Origin of the sequence: Paenibacillus amylolyticus (assembly GCF_001570725.1) — a bacterium.
Classification (GTDB): Bacteria; Bacillota; Bacilli; order Paenibacillales; family Paenibacillaceae; genus Paenibacillus; species Paenibacillus amylolyticus_A.
In genome coordinates this window covers 402138-420549 of sequence record NZ_BCNV01000001.1, presented here as the reverse complement: position 1 = coordinate 420549, position 18412 = coordinate 402138, and the positions used below count along the sequence as shown (strand labels likewise).

Sequence of the window (18412 nt, the reverse complement as noted above, 5' to 3'; positions counted from 1 at the left end):
CTTAAAGAGAAGACACCACTATATCTATATATCCAATTCCTTATCTCGTTCCTACCCAACATCTCTAAAGGAGAGCAATTTCATGAAACAACACTCTCAAGCTAGTGACTCTTCAGACATTTCACTACCAAAATCGTGGATACGTAGACACCCAATTCTCACTACATTTACATTGTTGATTCTTGTACTGTTTGCCGCCGTATTCCTGTATTTCTGGCTCCGTCCTTACTTTTCCACATTTGACCGTTCCGAGCTGGGGGAATTGAGTTATTCCATGCCTTCACGGAATGGTGAATATACCGCCGAGATTTATGGTGTGCCCTATGGTGGTGCGGCAGGTGGGGTTACGATGTGGGTTGATGTGAAGAAGACGAATGCCCCTGAGGACTCCACAGTAAAAACGATCTATCGTGCCGAGCACCACGGAAATAATCATCTCGAATGGGAAAGTGAAAACACACTCCGAATTGAAAACTGGAATGAGTACACAGATGAGACTATTACCCTCAACATTAATGAGGAAATATATGATGGCAGGGGCTGGGCGTGCAAGAGCTTACGGATGAAAGATCAGTCTGTGCGATGCCTGGCACCAGAAAAATAAAACAACATAGCAGCTAATATGACGGCTCTGAACACTCGAGGTCTCATCTTGATGAGTATCCTCACTGCACCGCATGTCAGAAGTTCCAACACTCTGTATACCTTGTAAAAATTTCACCAAATGCTACTTTCATTACACCATGGCAAGAGATACACGTGGCACGAGAAGCGTTAAAAGCCCCTCTCACCGACTCTTTCGGTTGAGCGGGGCTGCTCTTGTTCTGCATTTTATCGTTTATTTACTTATACTTCATTGGTGGTTTGATATGCTTTTTCACTAACAACTTCGTACTATAGAACTTTAAACATATGGCAGCACATAACTTATCTATCACATCTATTCTACCGCTTAATCATAAGCACCTTCTGCTTCTGCTTCTGCTTCTGCTTCTGCTTCTGCTTCTGCTCGCAATTGTGCCTTACACTCTATTTCCACTAACGCTTATTTTCACTGATCCGCCCTATCGCATCCTACCAGCAACGAATTAGTTTTTGTTGTTATTTCACTTCTACTTCAATCTATCTCCCCTATTTCCTAATCCAGTTTCAAACTCATCTGTCCTCAGCTGTCCTAATTTATCTCCCTACTTACGAGGTGACACTTCACCACGATCTTCCCGCTCCTTTATCTCCTTGCGCACCACAACTTCGAGCTTCTGCCGATTGGCAAGCAATCCGGGATCGTTCGGCAAATACTCACGGGCTTTGGTGTTATGCATCAATGCGTGCTCCCAGTTGCCCAGATGGGCATAACAAAGGGATAAACGGGCATGTGGCAGCCAAGTGCGGCAGGCCTCTGGTACTGGGCGCAGTCCCGGATCGCGGCTGCTCACGTCTACCGCCTGCATATACCAGTAGATCGCCGAGACGGGTTCCTGCCGCTCATGAAAACAGGCCGCAATGGCACAGCAGAAGTCGGCATGTGGCAGATCATACTGGAACGACTGCAGCAATGCACCGAGCTTACGGCCCGGCTCACCCAGTCGTTCATAACATTCCGCCAGCCGCGCGCAGGCAATGAGGCGATCCTCGCGGTAACCGCTTGGCTGCTCCAGCAGCTTTGCGTACCCGCGTGCCGCCGCCGCATACTGCTTGCGGTCATAACATTCGCCTGCATAATAAAATAGCAGGCGACCTTGGGCTACGCCCTCTTCGGCGATCCATTTGCGCAGAATGCGCACATTTCGCGCCGAATGATGTCCCGCTTCGCGGCGGTGCGTGACGGCAATATCTGCCGTAATGACCCCGCTCTGCGGGAAGCTGAGCTGCTCGTGCAGCCGGCCATGCCAGCGGCACCCGGCATCCCGCTTGACCAGGCGAAGGCGTCGGTCCGTCACGAGCGGACTCCCCTCCGGCCCCTCGGCCAGCGTGTAGTTCAAGATCACACCCGCCGTCTCCCCCTCAGACGGCAACTGCTGCTTCAACACCGCAAGCTTCGCCCGTTCCGATGGCAGCAGCACATCGTCCGCATCCAGCCACAGGATATACTCCTGCGTGGCTTTGGCGAATGACTCATTCCGGGCTGCGGCAAAGTCTTCCTTCCATTCATACGTGTAGACCTGGTCGGTATACTGCGCAGCGATGTCCATCGTACGATCTGATGAACCGGTATCCACAATGACGATCTCGTCTGCGATGCCGGCAACCGAATCAAGACAGCGCGCAAGCGTGCGTTCCTCGTTCTTCACAATCATGCACAGACTGATGGTGATCACGTTTTGAGCCCCTTCCTGTCGTACGCGTATTGCGAATTTTCATAACGGTTTTATTCTTTCTTTGACTAGGTACTTCGAGCAAAGTACTAGCATTTGGTATTTGGAACTTAGTATTGGTACAGGTACCACCATTCTCAAAGTTCAGTAAAGAATACTTATCATTTTCACCGTGGCTAACGAACTGAGGTGACGCTATTTGGTGCATTTCAGCCAATTGGAAAATGTAACGAATCTGAGGCGCGCTATTGTCGCATTTTAGGCAACCATTCGTCGTTTATCGCAGCTTTCGGATGAAATAGCGTCGCTGAGATTCGTTACATTTTTCCCCTCTCCCAAATCACCAAGATAAGGCGTGTGAGATTCGTTAGAACATAGAGTTACTCTGTCGTCACACTTATCAGCAGTTTGGAATAAAAATGCTCCATTTAAATATTCTGATAAGTGATCTAATAAGTGCTTTGTTAAGGGCTCTGAGACGCGTAGAGGGGAACTTTCGAGACCCCCGACCCTTTACTTTAAAGAGAGCCCCCACTCTCCTGACGACGAAACCGTTTCACCTGCTCCACCGCACTGTCTAGCGCCTTCTTGCGCTGTTTCATTACCCGTAGATGCTGTTGTTCCACCTCAGCAAAATGCGCATGATCCAGCTTCATCCACTCCATCAGTTGATCCAAAGTCGGTGACATATGCACCTGAGTTCTTCGCCGTCTGCGGGCTACGCAACATAGATATTTATGATGAACTTCCAGTTTCAAGACTTCAAAATACGGCATCAAGCACATTGCCAGGCTTCCCGCATAGAACGTCTGCTTGTGATCATAGAACGGATGATAGCCATACGGCACGGTTACAACCAGCGTCCCATCCTCTTGCAACAGCCGATGAATCTGGACCAATAACGTCTCCGGATGGGCAAAATGCTCCAGCACTTCTCCAAGCAGCACCGTGTCAAAAGTAGTTCTGACTTTCCATTGCGTAATGTCCAGCATTCGAAAGTCCACATTGTTCCTTACGGGCCTGGACTCTTTAGCAAGCTCTTCTTGTGCATATCGGATGCTCTCTTCTTCTAGATCGATACCGGTCACACGAAATCCTTCACGTGCCAGCAGAATGGATGTAATGCCCTGACTGCACCCGACGTCCAAGATGCGTTTGCCTGTTGCCTCACGGCACATCCAGTGGATACGCGTTCTCGTCGCTTCATGAGAATCTTCCGAATTAATCTCGCCGTAATAGCGTTCGCTTACACGATCATGATTTGCCATGGGCATCTCCCTGATCCTCGTCGGGATCGATCGCAGCTTCACGGCGAGTTACGGCGCCCTCGACTGCCACCTTGACTTCCTCTTTTTGCCCGGACCCTTCTACTCGTTCCTGTTGCTCGTAAACTCTCTTCGCCTCACGCTCAACAGGTTGGCCCAGCACCACAATATTTCCCCCGTGACATGCGGCGGTTGCATTGCGTGTATCGTAAATCAGCTTCGCATGATCCGCCATCTCCTGATAATCGAATCCCGAATGATCCGTGGTGATGATTACCAGGTCAGCTCCTGCCCACAATTTCGGCACCGCCGGACTAGCGTGAAGCACTGTACCGTCATCTTTACGGAAGACAGGCACCATTGGATCGGTGAAAACGACTTCTGCACCCGCTTCGCTCAGCAGCCGGTAAACGTCCAACGCAGGTGATTCGCGCAGGTCGTCAATGTCTTTTTTGTAGGCCATACCCGCGAGTACAACACGTGCTCCCCGCATAGATACACCATTCTGCTTCAGCAGCTCCCCTGCACGCTTCACCACTTTCTCTGGCATTTGCCGATTGGTTGCATCCGCCAGCTGGATGAATTGCAACTCCGATCCCTGGCGGTTTGCCGCCCAGGACAGATAGATCGGATCGATTGGAATACAATGTCCGCCGATGCCGGGACCGGGATAGAATGGCATGTAACCAAATGGCTTGGTGGCCGCCGCACCCAGCACCTCCCAGATGTTTACCCCCATCTGTTCACAAGCAGGAGTCAACTCATTCACCAGTGCAATGTTCACACTACGAAATGTATTTTCGAACAACTTTGCCGTCTCTGCTACCGTCGTTGAACTGACCGGAACAACCTCGTTGAGAAACGAGCCGTAGAACTGTTTACCATAATTCAGACAGGCGGGTGTGGAGCCACCAATAATCTTCGGGGTATTTTTCACTCCATAATTCACACTGCCCGGATCTACCCGCTCTGGAGAATAACAGACGTAGAACTGTTCTCCAGCTCGCCAGCCGTTTGCCGCTTCAATCGGTTGTTTCACGCGTTCTTCCGTCGTGCCCGGATAGGTCGTGCTTTCCAGAATAACTAGGCTGCCTTCCTGCAAATACGGAGTCATGCCATCCACCGCCGCCGAGATATACGAGATATCCGGTTGATGCTCAGCAGTCAGCGGAGTTGGCACACAGATGACAATGACATTGGCTTGCGCAATCACTGCATAATCGGTACTTGCCGTGAACAAACCTTTCTGCATCAGAGACTGTACAACCTCATCTTCTATACCGATGACATACGAATGCCCGGCACGCAGCTTGGCTACCTTGGAGGTATCGATATCGATACCGTGTACCTGATAACCTGCCTGTGCCATCTCCACAGCCATGGGTAAACCTACATAACCAAGACCGACGACAACAGCTTTCAGGGAGCGGTCATTGATGTGTTGCAGTGTATTATGTTGCCGCTGCCCTTCTTTTCCCCCGTGCTGCTCGTGCTGATGATTCTCTCCCATTCCTTCCACCTCCAAACGCTCCACCTCCCTTCGGTGGGCGTATCTGAAAACTCCAAACGAGTTTTGAGACACGCCCTAGTCGATATAGCCGCCTGCACGCAAGAAGCGGGCAATCGATGGCTTGTTCATCATGGCACTGTCCGAACGATACTCGGAGAAGTTCACACGAGGCAGGCTACTGTACTGATCGGTCAGTCCCTTGTCCTGATGCTCCGGCAGGATAACATAATACTGCGCATCGTATTGATACGTGCGCGGCGCTTCATAGGGCGAAATGAGCACTTCATGCAATTTCTCGCCTGGACGTATGCCTGTCACCTTATAATCGAAGGATGGACGACCTGCCTGTTCCAACATGACGGAGGCCAGTTCCGTCATCTTGCAAGCTTTCATTTTCATCACAAACGTCTCCCCGCCTACCGCCGCCTCAGCCGCCTTAAGCAGTAGATGTATGGCTTCGGTACGCGTCAGGAAAAAGCGGGTCATGCCTTTGTCCGTAATAGTCGGGCTCTTGCCTTCATCGATCTGGCGACGAAACAAAGGCACGACACTGCCGCTGGTTCCAAGCACATTGCCGCCGCGGATGCAGACAAACCGGGTGCTTTCACTCAGCCAGTTGGCACGGATCATCATTTTTTCACCCAAAGCCTTCGTCATGCCATATACGTTAATCGGATCTACCGCCTTATCGGTGGACACATCAATGACTTTGGGAACCTGCATGCGGATCGCAGCCCGAATAATATTCTGCGTCCCAATCACATTCGTCTTGAACGCTTCATCAGGTTGGTCCTCGCAGACCGGAACATGCTTCAGCGCAGCCAGATGGAAGAGTACATGCACGCCTTTGCACGCATCTTCCACTGCCCGATAATCCCGGATATCCCCAATGATGAATCGCAGACGCGGGTCATGGTTGAACTCACGCTGCATCGCAATCTGGGCGTATTCATTACGTGACAGAAGGCGAATCTCAGCCGGGTTCTGGTCCAGCAGCACCTCGGTCAGCTTTTGACCCCAGGAGCCTGTTCCTCCGGTAATCAGAATCGTTTGTCCTTGAATCATGGATGAATCCCTCCCAACTCAGATCATAAAGTCGCGTAATACCTGTGCCATCTCATCCCGGTTTAACCGGTCGTTGGGCGGTACTCGTTTGACTGAAGTATTACTGGAATGCACGATGTTGACATAATTGCGCGGAGCAAGCAGCTCATGCGGCAGTTCGATGACATTGCCATGTGTACCTCTACCCGGAAGCTTGACCCGGTACCCCGCTGCATATTCGGCCGTTTGATATAAATAGACATAGAATTGCGGAGAACGGTGAAATGCTGGCGCCATCTCGTTATTCACGCTATCCCACAGATATCCGTTCTGGTTAATTAGGGCCATCGTCTGCGGCTGTGGCTGAATATCATAGAGCTGTTGTACAAAAGTCTTATGATACAGATCATCCGAATCCAGACGGGCAATATAGAGCTGCTCCGCACCTTTGGCAAACGCCAGAATGGCACGCACACTCTCAATATTGGTTCCAAAACGAATATTGGAAGGAAGCGGCTCCTGACCTGCCAGAATCTCCTGCATCAAGTCCCCCGATTCCTTGGATAGCTTCACCACAGTTAGAAAATCCTGATTCGTCTGTGCCTTCAGGCAATGCAATGTGAACGTGCGGAAGATGCTCACCCGACGCTCCAGCCATTCCCGCGTCAACCGCTGCGGGTCCATCCCGTAATTGTTGAAGTTAATCTCAATCACAACTTTCCTGGACATAACATTCCTCCTCATGAACGCTGCAAACTCCGTTTACCGGATACAGACCTTTTTGAGCGTGATGATACCGTCTTCTACGAAAACCTCTTCTACCTGACTGATTGCTTACGAGAAACATCCCGCTTGCCAACCCAGCACTCTATAACATATGAATCGCTGATAGAAGCGGTAACGACAGATGTACTACCTTTCAACGAAATAGATTGATATACACCTGAAGATGGTGCCCTGCGGGTCGAACGTACATATCGTTACTGGCGCCGCAACATAGAATAGAGCAGTTCAATTTTCAAAGGGGGCTACCACTCGAATGGATTCGATCTATCTTGAAATGGAAGGTGTGCTTGATCAGCTTGAAGCGGCGCTTGTTGAACAGCGTCCTCTCTCTCTCGTGCGAGTCGGCGATGGCGAGAATATCGTCATGTCTCAAGAAACCGTATGGTCCACAAAACAGGTCCTTCAGGAGCGTTGGGCCATCAAAGCCAATTTAGGACAAAAAGGACTGAGCCTTCCCAACCCGCAGCTACGAGATGAAGTCGCGGCATCATTGCAACGGGCCGATATCGTCGGCATTCTTCCCCGCGGTGACAGCACCATTAACGCTCCGGATTATCTCAAAAGACCCCTGACCGATATGGTGTTTGCTCACTTTGGCATCTCTCCTCCACTGACTTGTCATGCCTGTGTCAATCGGGAGCTGGCACAGAATCCGCGTTTCTGGCAGATGCTTGCAGGCAAGCGCGTGCTACTCGTTACCCGAGAGATTGAGACACTGCGTGCCACGCTCGAACGGGAGCCATATCATCTAAACCTTGTGAATGCACTTCCCTTCGACAGCTATGATCAGATGCAGGAGACGCTTGAGTGGATTCAGACGAATCAAGATACCTTTGATGTCGCTCTCTTCTCCTGCGGCGTCAACGCGGTTATTCTTGCTGAGCGAACAGCTGCTCTCGCCGGTAAAGTCGCCATCGACTTTGGCAAAGCCAACAACATCATTCTGAAGGGTCGTGCCAACTAATCCACACGGACATCTCCTTCAGATGAGTGAGCTACATTGAGATGTACAGATGCTTTGTATGACAAAAACCCCCGACTCCTTGAGCCGGGGTTTCATGCTGAGCGCTAGTTGAAACCTATCGCTACGTTGCCTTGTACCTCTGGGTTCTGGGGTATGAAACGAACTCTGCCTTGGGCGAAGCGATCTGAAAGCACTCTGCCAGTTCACATTAGGTCTTTCACAACTAGCCAGTTGCTGCAATACCGTATAATATCTCCGGCCCGGTTCTTACTGCTGTGGACACTCCCGAGATAAACGAAGTATACACACTTTCCAGTGCTGGTGGTGCAGACAGATCCTGCGCTGTGAACGAATGAAATTCGGCACCGCCGTTCTGTCCAATCGTACCTTCAGCACGGTAGATGATATAGAAGGGATCATATAGGAATCCCCGTACCAGCTCCACCACAAAGGTATCTCCCAGTTCTCCCGTAACGCCTACCGTCCCGTTTAACGTAATAATGGGATTCACCACGCCCTGGGTCTGAAGACCAATCGTGCCGAATGCTTCCGGGGATGGACCTAAAGATAAACCGGGCTGTCCTACGGTTCCCGAGTTCATCGAAGTTCTCATATCGAGAAACACGCCCATGAGTAACACCTCCAATGCTATGGGATACCATATCCTATGAATCTCACAACTCTTCGGATTGGATGTATAGCAGTTTCCATGAACCTATTTTTATTTGTCGACTGTTAGTGGTATATTGAACTGCATAACGAAATGAACGGATCGTATGCACACAAGCGGTACAGGCTGTTCAGAAGGAGATTACTATTCATGAATAAACGCAAACGTCCAACGGGCAAAACATCGGGCTCGGCCAAGGGAAAATCATATGCTGGTTCATCCACAGCACGTTCCGGCAAGTCTAGCTTCTCATCTGCAAAAACATCAGGTGCTTCCGCATCACGCAATACGGAGGAGAACAAGAAGCCATTAGCCGCGAAATCGTCGGCCGCTCCCAAGAAAGCCGGAGGCAACAAATCCAAAAACGCCAGTGCTTCTAAACGCCCGGGCAATTCCTATTATCGCAAGCAGGAACCACCACGCCAGTACAAAGTGACCGAACCGGATGAATTGCTGAATTTCTTGCTGCAACATCTGAAATCGGGACGTAATGCGGTAAAATCCATTTTGGGTCGCGGACAGGTATCCGTGGATCAGAAAGTCGTAACCAAGTTTAATGAGGCTCTGACGCCAGGCCAGATTGTATATATTAGAAAAGAAGGTGCAGTCGCTGCTCCCTCCTTGACGGGTATTAACATTTTGCATGAAGACGATGATATCATTGTGATCCGTAAGGAAGCTGGACTGTTGTCCATTGCCGCTGACAAGACAGATGACCTGACGGCTTATCGCCAACTAACAGAGCATGTGCGCCGCACCAATCCACTGAACCGGATTTTTGTCGTCCATCGTCTGGATCGGGATACTTCGGGTGTCATGATGTTTGCCAAGAGTGAAGAGGTACAACAGAAGCTGCAGAACAACTGGAAGGAAAACGTGCAGGACCGCGTCTACGTTGCCCTTGTTGAAGGAACAGTAGCCAAAGAAGAAGGAACCATTTCTTCCTGGCTGAAGGAAACCAAAACGCTGAAAATGTACTCCAGCTCGCGTCCGAATGACGGACAACATGCGATTACACACTATAAACGTCTGAAGTCGAACCGGGAGTTCTCCCTGCTGGAAGTGCGTCTGGAGACAGGGCGTAAAAATCAGATTCGTGTGCACATGGAAGATCTCGGACATCCAATTGCCGGTGACAGAAAATACGGCGCACGCACAAGAGACCTCGGCCGTCTCGGACTTCATGCACGTTTACTCTCATTTATTCATCCCACAACCGATGAACTGATGTCATTCGAGACGGATATTCCAAAGCCATTCCTGTATCCGTTCCGTGCAGATGCTCCACCCGCGAAATAACTGCATATTGATATAGAATCGATTGATCACGTCTGAAAGGAGGAACGGACACTGAAAAACCTGTTAATCACCGGATACCGGGCACATGAATTGCAGATTTTTGGACAGAAGCATGAAGGTATTCCTTTTATCAAAAAGGCCATCTCCTCCCGCCTCACTCCCCTTGTCGAGGATGGTCTGGAATGGGTGCTGACGCCAGGACAATACGGTGTGGACCTGTGGGCCTGCGAAGTGGTGATTGATCTGAAGGAGACGTATCCACATCTGAAGCTGTCGATCATCACCGCCTTTCAGAACCCGGAGGAACAATGGAAAGAAGACAAGCAGGAGTATTACCGTTCCATCCTCTCGGGTGTGGACTATTACGGTGCGATTAGCAATCAACCTTATATCGGGCCGTGGCAGTTCACTGCACGGGATGACCTGTTGCTGCGCAAAAGCGACGGGCTTCTGCTCGTATATGATGAAGATGCCGGGGAAGGCAGTCCCCGTTTTATCAAGGAAAAAGCCGTGAAGAAACAGCAGAATGAGGACTATACGATCATTAGCGTCACTTCGGAGGATATCCAATCGGTCGCTGAGGATGAGCGCATGAACGATATTGCCGAATTCGACGATTCTTCATTTTGAAAAAATGTTGATCATCTGATGTCCATTCATGCATAGCTTTTATCAGAGGGTAAACGTATTTTGAATGACGTACATATGTTTTTTTTCGAGGCAGGTTGGGTATAAGTAGTATTATAACTGCGATGATATGTCGTATGGGATAAGGGGAACTGCAACCATGACAATTACGCCAGAGCAGCGCATTCAACTGCATGGATTTAACAACCTGACCAAGTCGCTCAGCTTCAATATGTATGATATTTGTTATACCAAAACCAAAGACGAACGCGAAGCTTACATTGAATATATTGATGAGCAGTATAACGCCGCCCGGCTGAGTAAAATTCTGAACAACGTCTCCGATATCATTGGGGCTCATGTGTTAAATGTTGCGCAGCAGGATTACGTGCCTCAAGGTGCGAGTGTGACGATGCTGGTCTCGGAAGGTCCAATCGTGGAGATCCCCGAGGAATCACTCGATGAATCTCCCGGCCCTCTGCCAGATAACGTCGTTATGCAGCTGGATAAAAGCCATATCACCGTACACACCTATCCTGAGTTCCACCCCAGTGAAGGCATCAGCACCTTCCGTGCGGACATCGATGTCTCCACTTGCGGTGAGATCTCACCGCTTAAGGCGCTGAATTATCTGATCCATTCCTTTGATACGGACATTATGACGATGGATTACCGGGTACGTGGTTTCACGCGGGATACGAGCGGTCGCAAGCTGTTCATTGACCATGAGATCGGCTCGATTCAGAATTATATTCCGGACGAGATCAAGAGCAGCTTCGATATGATTGACGTGAACGTCTATCAGGAAAACATTTTTCATACCAAGTGTAAACTGAGGGAATTCGATCTCGACAATTATCTGTTTGGGTACACCAAGGATAAGCTGAGCAAGAAGGAACAACAGGAAATTACCGAGTGGCTGAAACTGGAGATGGATGAGATCTATTACGGCAAAAACATCAATCGCCCCTCTTAAGAGGCTGTTCAATGGCTGATCCATGAGGGCAAAGTCTAAGACAAGTTATCATGAAGGCAGGGTTCTTTTATTCAGGGGACCTCCGGCATGGGCTTGTCTTTTTCTTTGTTATGTTGACAGTGTGCAACTTTATTTCTTATTATAGAAGTAACTGTATCAATCTACAGTGAAGGAGACTGAGCCCGTGATCGAAACGAATACGACAAGACGTAATGAATCACTGTTACAAGCACTGACTGCACAACACAATGCCATCACCAATAACATTGCCAATGCAGACACGCCTAACTACAAAAAGAAAACGGTAGAGTTTCAGGAAGAGCTTAGACGTATCGTTGAAAATGGCAAAACAGATCAGCTCGCCATGAAACGGACTCATGACAAACACTTTCCTATCAGTGATCCCAATTCTTCCATCGTACAGTACCGAATTGTCGAGAACAACGACACAGCCATGAATAATAACAACAATAACGTTGACATTGACAAGGAAATGGCGAATCTTTCGGAGAATCAGCTCATGTATAACTACATGGTCGATCGGGTCAGTGGACACTACAAAAAAATGAAAAATTTACTGAATGATTTGAAATAATGAATGTACAGCAGCCCGCGATGGCTGCTTTTTTTATGGTCTTTTCCCCTGAGTGTAGCTCGTTTGATGCCATTTTTCGGTATCGACTCCTGTTCGTAGTATAATGGGGAGAAACGATTGATTTCATATCGAACAAAAGAGGTGCAACATGGCTCCACGTCATTTAAATGGTTTTCAAGGTTCCAAAGTGAGGCTCGCGGCTCCATGCCCGGAAGATTGCATGCGTCTCTCCCGCTTTACGGATGATTATGAATATTTGCGCAACATGGATACCGATATCGCTATTCCGTTAACGCCGGATGAAACGGGTTCTTCGTCTGTCCGCCGAGACAACGGTTTTGAATTTGCATTACGTACACTGGAGGGGAATCGATTCATTGGCTTCACCGCCCTCTATCGGATCGAATGGAACAATCGGTCTGCTCGTCTGGCGATTGGTATCGGCGAAGAAAATGATCGGGGTAAAGGATACGGAAGCGACGCCTTAGCTCTGATTCTTCGGTATGGCTTCCACGAATTGAACCTGAACCGGATTGCGCTGGAAGTCATTGAATACAATGAAGCAGCTAGACGTGCGTACCTAAAAGCTGGATTTCGGGAAGAGGGTCGCCAACGTTCTGCGGTATTGCGGGATGGCATGCATTATGACCTGATCTCGATGAGTATCCTTGCGGAAGAATGGTCTATACAGTCTCAGCTTCCATTGTCATTCCAGTCCACTCGTACATCTGAATCTGGGGTAATGACAGCGGGTGGTTTCTCGCAGCGTAATACGACCGAACAAGCTGCGCTGTCCATGTCGGAGTTAAGTTCATATCCCAAAGGCGAACCTGAAATTGCGCCTCGGATCGGCGTAGGCGCGGTCATCCTGAATGAATGGGGCGAAGTGCTTCTCGCCTGGCGGAACCGCCAGCCCGAACAGCACACCTGGAGTATCCCCGGCGGGAAAGTCGATCCCTACGAATCACTGGAGACCGCCGTCATTCGTGAAATCAAGGAAGAAGTGGATCTGGATATTGCCATCGACAGTCTGCTCTGTACGGCGGAGACGATCCAGCCAGAGCAGAAGGAACATTGGATATCTGTTCTCTATTCCACCAAGGTAATCGGCGGTCATGCTCGTAATCTGGAAGAAGGCGGCGCCATTGGTGAGATCGGCTGGTTCCCATTGAATGATCTACCCTCTCCACTCGCCTGTTTTGCCGTACCTGGGCTGGAAGCTGCGAAGAAGTTATATAACGAATCCATGTAATTCTAATATTCCATCGGATGGAGGTATTCGCTATGAATCATGCAGAACAGATTAATCAGCTATTCCAGGCTGCACAGGAAGGCCACGTTGAGAAACTGCAGTCACTGCTTGATGCTGACCCGGAATTCGCCATCACTGAAAATCAAGATGGCCTTACGCCACTGGGATATGCCTCTCATTATGGACAAGCAGGAGCAGTTCGTGTTCTTCTGGAGCACGGTGCCAATGTTAACGCCATTTCTCATTCCAAGATTTCCTTTATTCCATCCAATACTGCACTGCATGCCGCACTTGCCGGAGAACGTTCGCCAGAAGTTATTCACCTTTTGCTCGAACATGGGGCATCCACGAGTATTCTGGATAGTGATGGACAACATGCGCTGCACTCGGCAGCATTTCATACGGATCAGACCGAACTCATCGAGATGTTACTCCAACATGGTGCCGATCCGAGTGCATTGAACTCATCAGGCCAAACCGCATTGCACATTGCACTTGAACGTGGCAACACATCTACAGCTTCGTGCCTGCAAGCAGCCGTTGCAGCTAGATAGCAATTATGTTCAGGTAGCGTGAGCAATACCGTGAGTAACCGTCAGGACTCTTTTTGGAGTACAAAAAGAAGGTCTGACGGTTATTTGTTGTTCGATTACATATTTTTTTCAAGAAATAAGAACCGTTTGGAGCCTTACGCAGTCTAATACTCAACATATCCATGAAAGGAGCAGCCATGTGACCCCTACTCAGCTCACCATCGCCGCACAAAAAGGGGATGCCGAGGCTTTTGCAGCCTTAATGGAATTGCATCAGAGCCGACTGTACCGAATTGCCTATGCCTATCTGCATAACGAAGGTGATGCGCTGGAAGCGATTCAGGAATCAACCTTCAGGGCGTTCCGCAAACTCAAAAAATTAAAAGAACCCTCTTACTTTGGCACTTGGCTCATCCGCATACTGCTCAACTACTGTGCGGACGAACGTAAACGCAAAAGTCGGTTCAGTCCCGTCACCGAGACTCATGAATCCAGCAGTTGGGATCGTCCTGCGGATCCGGATCTTGCTGCGGCCGTTTCCACCCTTGACCGGGATTGCAAACAAATTATTATCCTGAGTTATTTCGAAGGTTTCACCTTAACTGAAGTCGCCGATATTCTCGAAATCCCGACCGGAACCGTAAAATCCCGATTACATCGGGCACTCGGACAGCTCCGTGATCAACTTGAAACGAAAGGAGATGCATCCTCATGACAGATGAACAAAAATCATTCGATGCATTGGAAGAACGTCTGAATGCTCGCAAGACGGAGTACGAAACCATGCCTGTGCCCGATGCAGCCGCCTATCAGGCTGTGCAGTCGGGAATCCGCCAGGCGGCTCGTAAGCGCAAGTCCCGGCTGCGCTGGTATATAAGCTCCATCTCGGCAGCTGCCCTCATCCTGTTATTCACGGGATGTATCCGTGTCTCTCCCGCTTTTGCGTCCTTCGTGGAGCAATTGCCTGGCATGGAAGGCATTGTAAGCATGATTCGCCAGGACAAAGGATTAATGATGGCGATCGATAAGTCCCTCTTACAGAAAGTCGGGGTAACCGACGAGCATGATGGTGCTTCGGTGACCGTTGAAGGCATTATCACAGACGAGTCACGTATGGTTATTTTTTACACGATGAAAGGAATGAAAGATCTCGAAAAATTCAATTATAAGATCGATTTACTGGATGAGAACGGAAAAAATCTTCCTGTGGCATTTAGTTACGCTTATCCGACGCCTTCTCCAGACGAGAATGTGTATGAGAATATGATTGATGTGATCTTCTCGGATCAAGCCCTTCCTCCTGAAGAGCTAAGTGTTGTGTTTAAGTCCAGAGATACCGCAGGTTCTGAAAAGTGGAAAGTGACATTCCCGGTAGACAAAAATCTTACCAGAGGCATGAAAAAAGTCATTCCCGTGAATCAGACATTAACGGTGGATGGGCAGCGTATTGATGTGAAACAGGCTACTCTGTATCCAACCCGTCTTGTGCTTGATGTCAATTTTGATCCTAAAAATACCAAGAAGGTATTTGGCCTTAGTGATCTTCAACTGGTCGACGAGCAAGGTCGCGCGTGGAGAACAGATACCTCAACAGGTGAGGATGAACGTTCCATTTATTTCGAAAGCATGTACTTCTCCATACCGAAAAAGCTGACCTTACAAGGATCTGGCTTCTCCGGATTGGATAAAAAGGATCTGGATCTTTCACTTGACCTGAAGTCACGTCAGATTACAGGTGGTCCACCTGGATTGAAGATGGTTGGCAGCAAGGTTGAAGGTAAAGATCTAATTATCGACTTCTCTGTTGCTGGCAGTATGCAAGGTGGGTTCGTTCTCTCTTTCGGAAATGTTAAAGACAGTGCAGGTAAGTCATATAATGTTCCTGGAACCAGTTGGAGTGGTGGGGAGGGAACCGATGACAGTCACACGATTGTTTCTTCTACTGTCGAAAATGGAGCCAAGATGCAGGGGAAAATCCAAATGCACATTTCCACCTATCCCATGAAGGTGAAGTCCCCCTTCTCATTGGATATTCCGGTGAACCCTTAATCTTCCCTCAGCAGGCTGTGATTATCGCTACTATTCTATATAATGGAAACATTCATTATAAAACAAGCAATGATGTTAATAGGGAAGGTGTGGTTAGACATGAATCAACGTTCCATCCGTTATCCGCAGCCACTCGCTCCGGGAGACATGATCGGGGTGGCAGCCCCCTCCAGCGGTGTAGGCGAATCTCTGCACCATTATCTTGAGGAGAGCAAACGCAATATGGAGCGCCTTGGTTTTGGCGTAATGGAAAGCCCATCGCTCCGCCACAACACCAAATGTGTGAGTGCCTCCAAAGAGGAACGCGCCGAGGAAATGAATGAATTTTTCCGTGACCCAAATGTTCAAGCCATTATCCCTCCATGGGGTGGAGAGTTCCTGATGGATATATTGCCCCTGCTAGATTGGGAAGCCTTAAAATCGTTGCCGCCCAAATGGGTCATGGGTTATTCGGATATCAGTACCTTCCTGTTTGCCTATACCCTGCTCACCGGAACAGCGACAGCGCATGGCACTAATTATGTGGATTTAAGATCAAGCGCCATCGATCCCGTGACTGCGCGCTGGATTGATGTTTTACAGACCAATTACGGCGGACAGATCACACAATCGTCTTCCACACATTATCAATCGGCATGGAAACCGGAATTACCTGGATTCAACCTGGATACACCTTCCCTCTGGAAACAGCTCGGCCACTCGGAAGATGCAGATACCGCTGTGTCGTTCTCCGGTCGGCTGATCGGCGGCTGCATGGATACGATCTCCAGTCTGATCGGCACGCCATATGCACCCGTGGCATCATATCTGAATGAGTATTGTGCAGACGAAGGAACCATCTGGTATCTGGAGAGCTGTGAGATGAACGCGGGGGATATCTACCGTCATCTGTGGCAAATGAAAGAGGCTGGTTGGTTTGCAGGTGTGAAAGGTTTCATGTTCGGCCGACCTGCCGGTTATTCCGATACAGCGGATTTCAATTTCACCGATGCTCTTTCCTCTGCGCTTGGGGATCTGGGTGTCCCTGTACTGTACGATGTGGATCTCGGCCATATTCCGCCCCAGCTAACCTTTGTGAATGGAGCCCTAGGCAAAGTGACTTATGAAAATGGACGCGGGAGCCTGGAGATGGCGTTTGTGTAATCACCTTTTGTAGGCAGATGCATACCTTGAAGTAAGAACTTATTTTGAGGAAGGGTTGTGCATCATGTCTGAATCCACATCCACGCCATCCACGCGTATCGTGTATCAAGCCAATCAACCGATGCTTCAATCCGTGCAAAGTGTGCGGAATATGCTTCATCATACAGCCCGGCAGCATGTAGGCAAGAAGGTACAAGTCCAGAATATCGATGGGCAGGTATGGGAAGGTGTCATCATCAGTGCAGACCGGGGAATTTTGTATCTCCAGGTTACCCCGATGCATGGATATCCTGAACCGCGCGCCTTGTTTGGACCGACGATTTTGCCACTTGTGCTGTATGAATTGTTGGTTATTACACTGTTAATGTAGCTGGTATTATGCGTATATAACTGGACCCGCTTCAAGAAGCTTCGCTCCTGTGACCTTCAGGTCTTGGGAACGAAGCTTTTTTGTTGTCATAGCGTCAGTGCGGTATGATTCCTTGCGGGCGTGTGAAATATGATACAATGGTGTCGGCACCACGCCTTATCTCATATGAAACGGAGCTTGATCCGGTTGGAATACATACGTCATGATTCATCACCCGCATCTCAGACCGAGACGGGTATGATTGGCAACAACCCTACTGAACAATCCCGCGTGATCGCAATCTGTCTGCTCGCAGGCAAAATCATGCTGCAAAGCGGCGGTGAGACCTACCGTGTGGAAGATACGATGAAACGCATGGCCGCAGCGCTGGGTTTACCCCATTCGCACAGTTACGTTGTGCCAACAGGTATCTTCTTCTCTGTTGATGCAACCGAACCTGCCAAGTTGATTCGCATCTCCGAGCGTACGACGGATCTGGACAAAGTATCCGAGGTGAACGCGGTTTCCCGTCGCATCGGACAAGGGCAGCTCACTGTTCAGGAAGCCCATGATCTGTTGGTTCAGATTGAAGGTAAGCCCTCCTCCTATTCAACGGCTGTGCAGCTTGCGGCTGCGGCGTTATCCAGTGGTTGTTTTACCATTATGTTTGGCGGAGGCTGGACCGACTTTCTTCCGGCGCTGATCTGTGGTGGTATAGGTTATGCAGCAGTTATTGCCTTTCACCGATTGGTACGGGTCAAATTCTTTGCCGAGCTTACGGCATCCTTCGTCATTGGCCTACTCGCTTTTTTCCTCATCTACATGGGAGTGGGTCATGAACGGGACAAAATCATTATTGGTTCAGTTATGCCGCTGGTCCCGGGGCTACTGATTACCAACGCTGTACGCGATCTGATGGCCGGACATCTCGTATCCGGATTATCCAAGGGAGCTGAGGCATTTCTGACCGCCTTTGCCATAGGTACCGGCATTGCAGTTGTATTTTCACTTTTTATGTAAGACGGAGGAATGCAG

The 18412-nt window shown here is 49.3% G+C and carries 19 protein-coding genes and 1 pseudogene; 14 read left to right on the top strand and 6 right to left on the bottom strand.

Annotated elements, in window-relative coordinates; all coding sequences use genetic code 11:
* Window positions 1-82: 82 nt before the first annotated feature.
* Window positions 83-604, top strand: coding sequence for a DUF5412 family protein (locus PAHA3_RS01865; RefSeq protein ID WP_062833205.1), 522 nt, complete (start codon window positions 83-85; stop codon window positions 602-604).
* Window positions 605-1187: 583 nt separating this feature from the next.
* Here the strand turns inward: PAHA3_RS01865 and PAHA3_RS01860 are convergent.
* The 5 genes from PAHA3_RS01860 to PAHA3_RS01840 form a co-directional block, all read right to left on the bottom strand.
* Window positions 1188-2318: a glycosyltransferase family 2 protein gene (locus PAHA3_RS01860; RefSeq protein ID WP_062833204.1), complete on the bottom strand. Its 1131-nt coding sequence runs from the start codon at window positions 2316-2318 to the stop codon at window positions 1188-1190.
* Between the two features lie 515 nt (window positions 2319-2833).
* Complete coding sequence (locus PAHA3_RS01855; RefSeq protein ID WP_062833203.1) at window positions 2834-3583, bottom strand: class I SAM-dependent methyltransferase; 750 nt, start codon at window positions 3581-3583, stop codon at window positions 2834-2836.
* Window positions 3570-5099: a nucleotide sugar dehydrogenase gene (locus PAHA3_RS01850; RefSeq protein ID WP_235599465.1), complete on the bottom strand. Its 1530-nt coding sequence runs from the start codon at window positions 5097-5099 to the stop codon at window positions 3570-3572. The genes PAHA3_RS01855 and PAHA3_RS01850 overlap by 14 nt, the downstream gene beginning before the upstream one ends.
* A 66-nt stretch (window positions 5100-5165) precedes the next feature.
* Window positions 5166-6155, bottom strand: coding sequence for a polysaccharide biosynthesis protein (locus PAHA3_RS01845; RefSeq protein WP_062833202.1), 990 nt, complete (start codon window positions 6153-6155; stop codon window positions 5166-5168).
* 18 nt (window positions 6156-6173) lie between these two features.
* A complete protein-coding gene (locus tag PAHA3_RS01840) occupies window positions 6174-6863 on the bottom strand; it encodes a glycosyltransferase (protein WP_062833201.1) in 690 nt (229 codons plus the stop codon).
* Window positions 6864-7173: 310 nt separating this feature from the next.
* Here PAHA3_RS01840 and PAHA3_RS01835 point away from each other — a divergent pair, with 310 nt between their 5' ends.
* Window positions 7174-7884, top strand: a complete 711-nt coding sequence (locus PAHA3_RS01835; RefSeq protein WP_062833200.1) for a GT-D fold domain-containing glycosyltransferase — start codon at window positions 7174-7176, stop codon at window positions 7882-7884.
* A 223-nt stretch (window positions 7885-8107) separates the two neighbouring features.
* On the opposite strand, the gene PAHA3_RS01830 is transcribed toward PAHA3_RS01835, so the two are convergent.
* The gene (locus tag PAHA3_RS01830) at window positions 8108-8515 is read right to left on the bottom strand and encodes a hypothetical protein (RefSeq protein WP_062833199.1); all 408 of its coding nucleotides are present in this window, start codon (window positions 8513-8515) and stop codon (window positions 8108-8110) included.
* 189 nt (window positions 8516-8704) lie between these two features.
* Here PAHA3_RS01830 and PAHA3_RS01825 point away from each other — a divergent pair, with 189 nt between their 5' ends.
* From PAHA3_RS01825 to PAHA3_RS01770, 12 genes and pseudogenes are all read left to right on the top strand, one after another.
* Complete coding sequence (locus tag PAHA3_RS01825; RefSeq protein ID WP_062833198.1) at window positions 8705-9853, top strand: RluA family pseudouridine synthase; 1149 nt, start codon at window positions 8705-8707, stop codon at window positions 9851-9853.
* A 51-nt stretch (window positions 9854-9904) separates the two neighbouring features.
* A complete protein-coding gene (locus PAHA3_RS01820) occupies window positions 9905-10483 on the top strand; it encodes a DUF1273 domain-containing protein (RefSeq protein ID WP_062833197.1) in 579 nt (192 codons plus the stop codon).
* Between the two features lie 157 nt (window positions 10484-10640).
* A complete protein-coding gene (gene speD, locus PAHA3_RS01815; protein ID WP_036610662.1) occupies window positions 10641-11456 on the top strand; it encodes an adenosylmethionine decarboxylase in 816 nt (271 codons plus the stop codon).
* A 184-nt stretch (window positions 11457-11640) separates the two neighbouring features.
* A complete protein-coding gene (gene flgB, locus PAHA3_RS01810) occupies window positions 11641-12051 on the top strand; it encodes a flagellar basal body rod protein FlgB (RefSeq protein WP_062833196.1) in 411 nt (136 codons plus the stop codon).
* 148 nt (window positions 12052-12199) lie between these two features.
* Window positions 12200-12688 (top strand): annotated as a pseudogene (locus tag PAHA3_RS01805) (GNAT family N-acetyltransferase); the annotation flags it as partial.
* 159 nt (window positions 12689-12847) lie between these two features.
* Complete coding sequence (locus PAHA3_RS01800) at window positions 12848-13303, top strand: NUDIX domain-containing protein (protein WP_062835936.1); 456 nt, start codon at window positions 12848-12850, stop codon at window positions 13301-13303.
* A gap of 32 nt (window positions 13304-13335) precedes the next feature.
* Window positions 13336-13857, top strand: a complete 522-nt coding sequence (locus PAHA3_RS01795) for an ankyrin repeat domain-containing protein (RefSeq protein WP_062833195.1) — start codon at window positions 13336-13338, stop codon at window positions 13855-13857.
* A gap of 178 nt (window positions 13858-14035) precedes the next feature.
* Complete coding sequence (locus PAHA3_RS01790; protein WP_062833194.1) at window positions 14036-14551, top strand: sigma-70 family RNA polymerase sigma factor; 516 nt, start codon at window positions 14036-14038, stop codon at window positions 14549-14551.
* Entirely contained in the window at window positions 14548-15885 is a 1338-nt protein-coding gene (locus PAHA3_RS01785) for a DUF4179 domain-containing protein (protein ID WP_062833193.1), read from the top strand. Before PAHA3_RS01790 ends, PAHA3_RS01785 begins: the two co-directional genes overlap by 4 nt.
* A 99-nt stretch (window positions 15886-15984) precedes the next feature.
* Window positions 15985-17028: a S66 family peptidase gene (locus PAHA3_RS01780; RefSeq protein ID WP_062833192.1), complete on the top strand. Its 1044-nt coding sequence runs from the start codon at window positions 15985-15987 to the stop codon at window positions 17026-17028.
* 64 nt (window positions 17029-17092) lie between these two features.
* Window positions 17093-17398 (top strand): hypothetical protein, encoded by a 306-nt coding sequence (locus PAHA3_RS01775; protein WP_062833191.1) that lies wholly within the window; start codon window positions 17093-17095, stop codon window positions 17396-17398.
* A gap of 237 nt (window positions 17399-17635) precedes the next feature.
* On the top strand, window positions 17636-18397 hold the full coding sequence (locus PAHA3_RS01770; RefSeq protein ID WP_062835935.1) for a threonine/serine exporter family protein: 762 nt from the start codon (window positions 17636-17638) through the stop codon (window positions 18395-18397).
* Window positions 18398-18412: the final 15 nt, after the last annotated feature.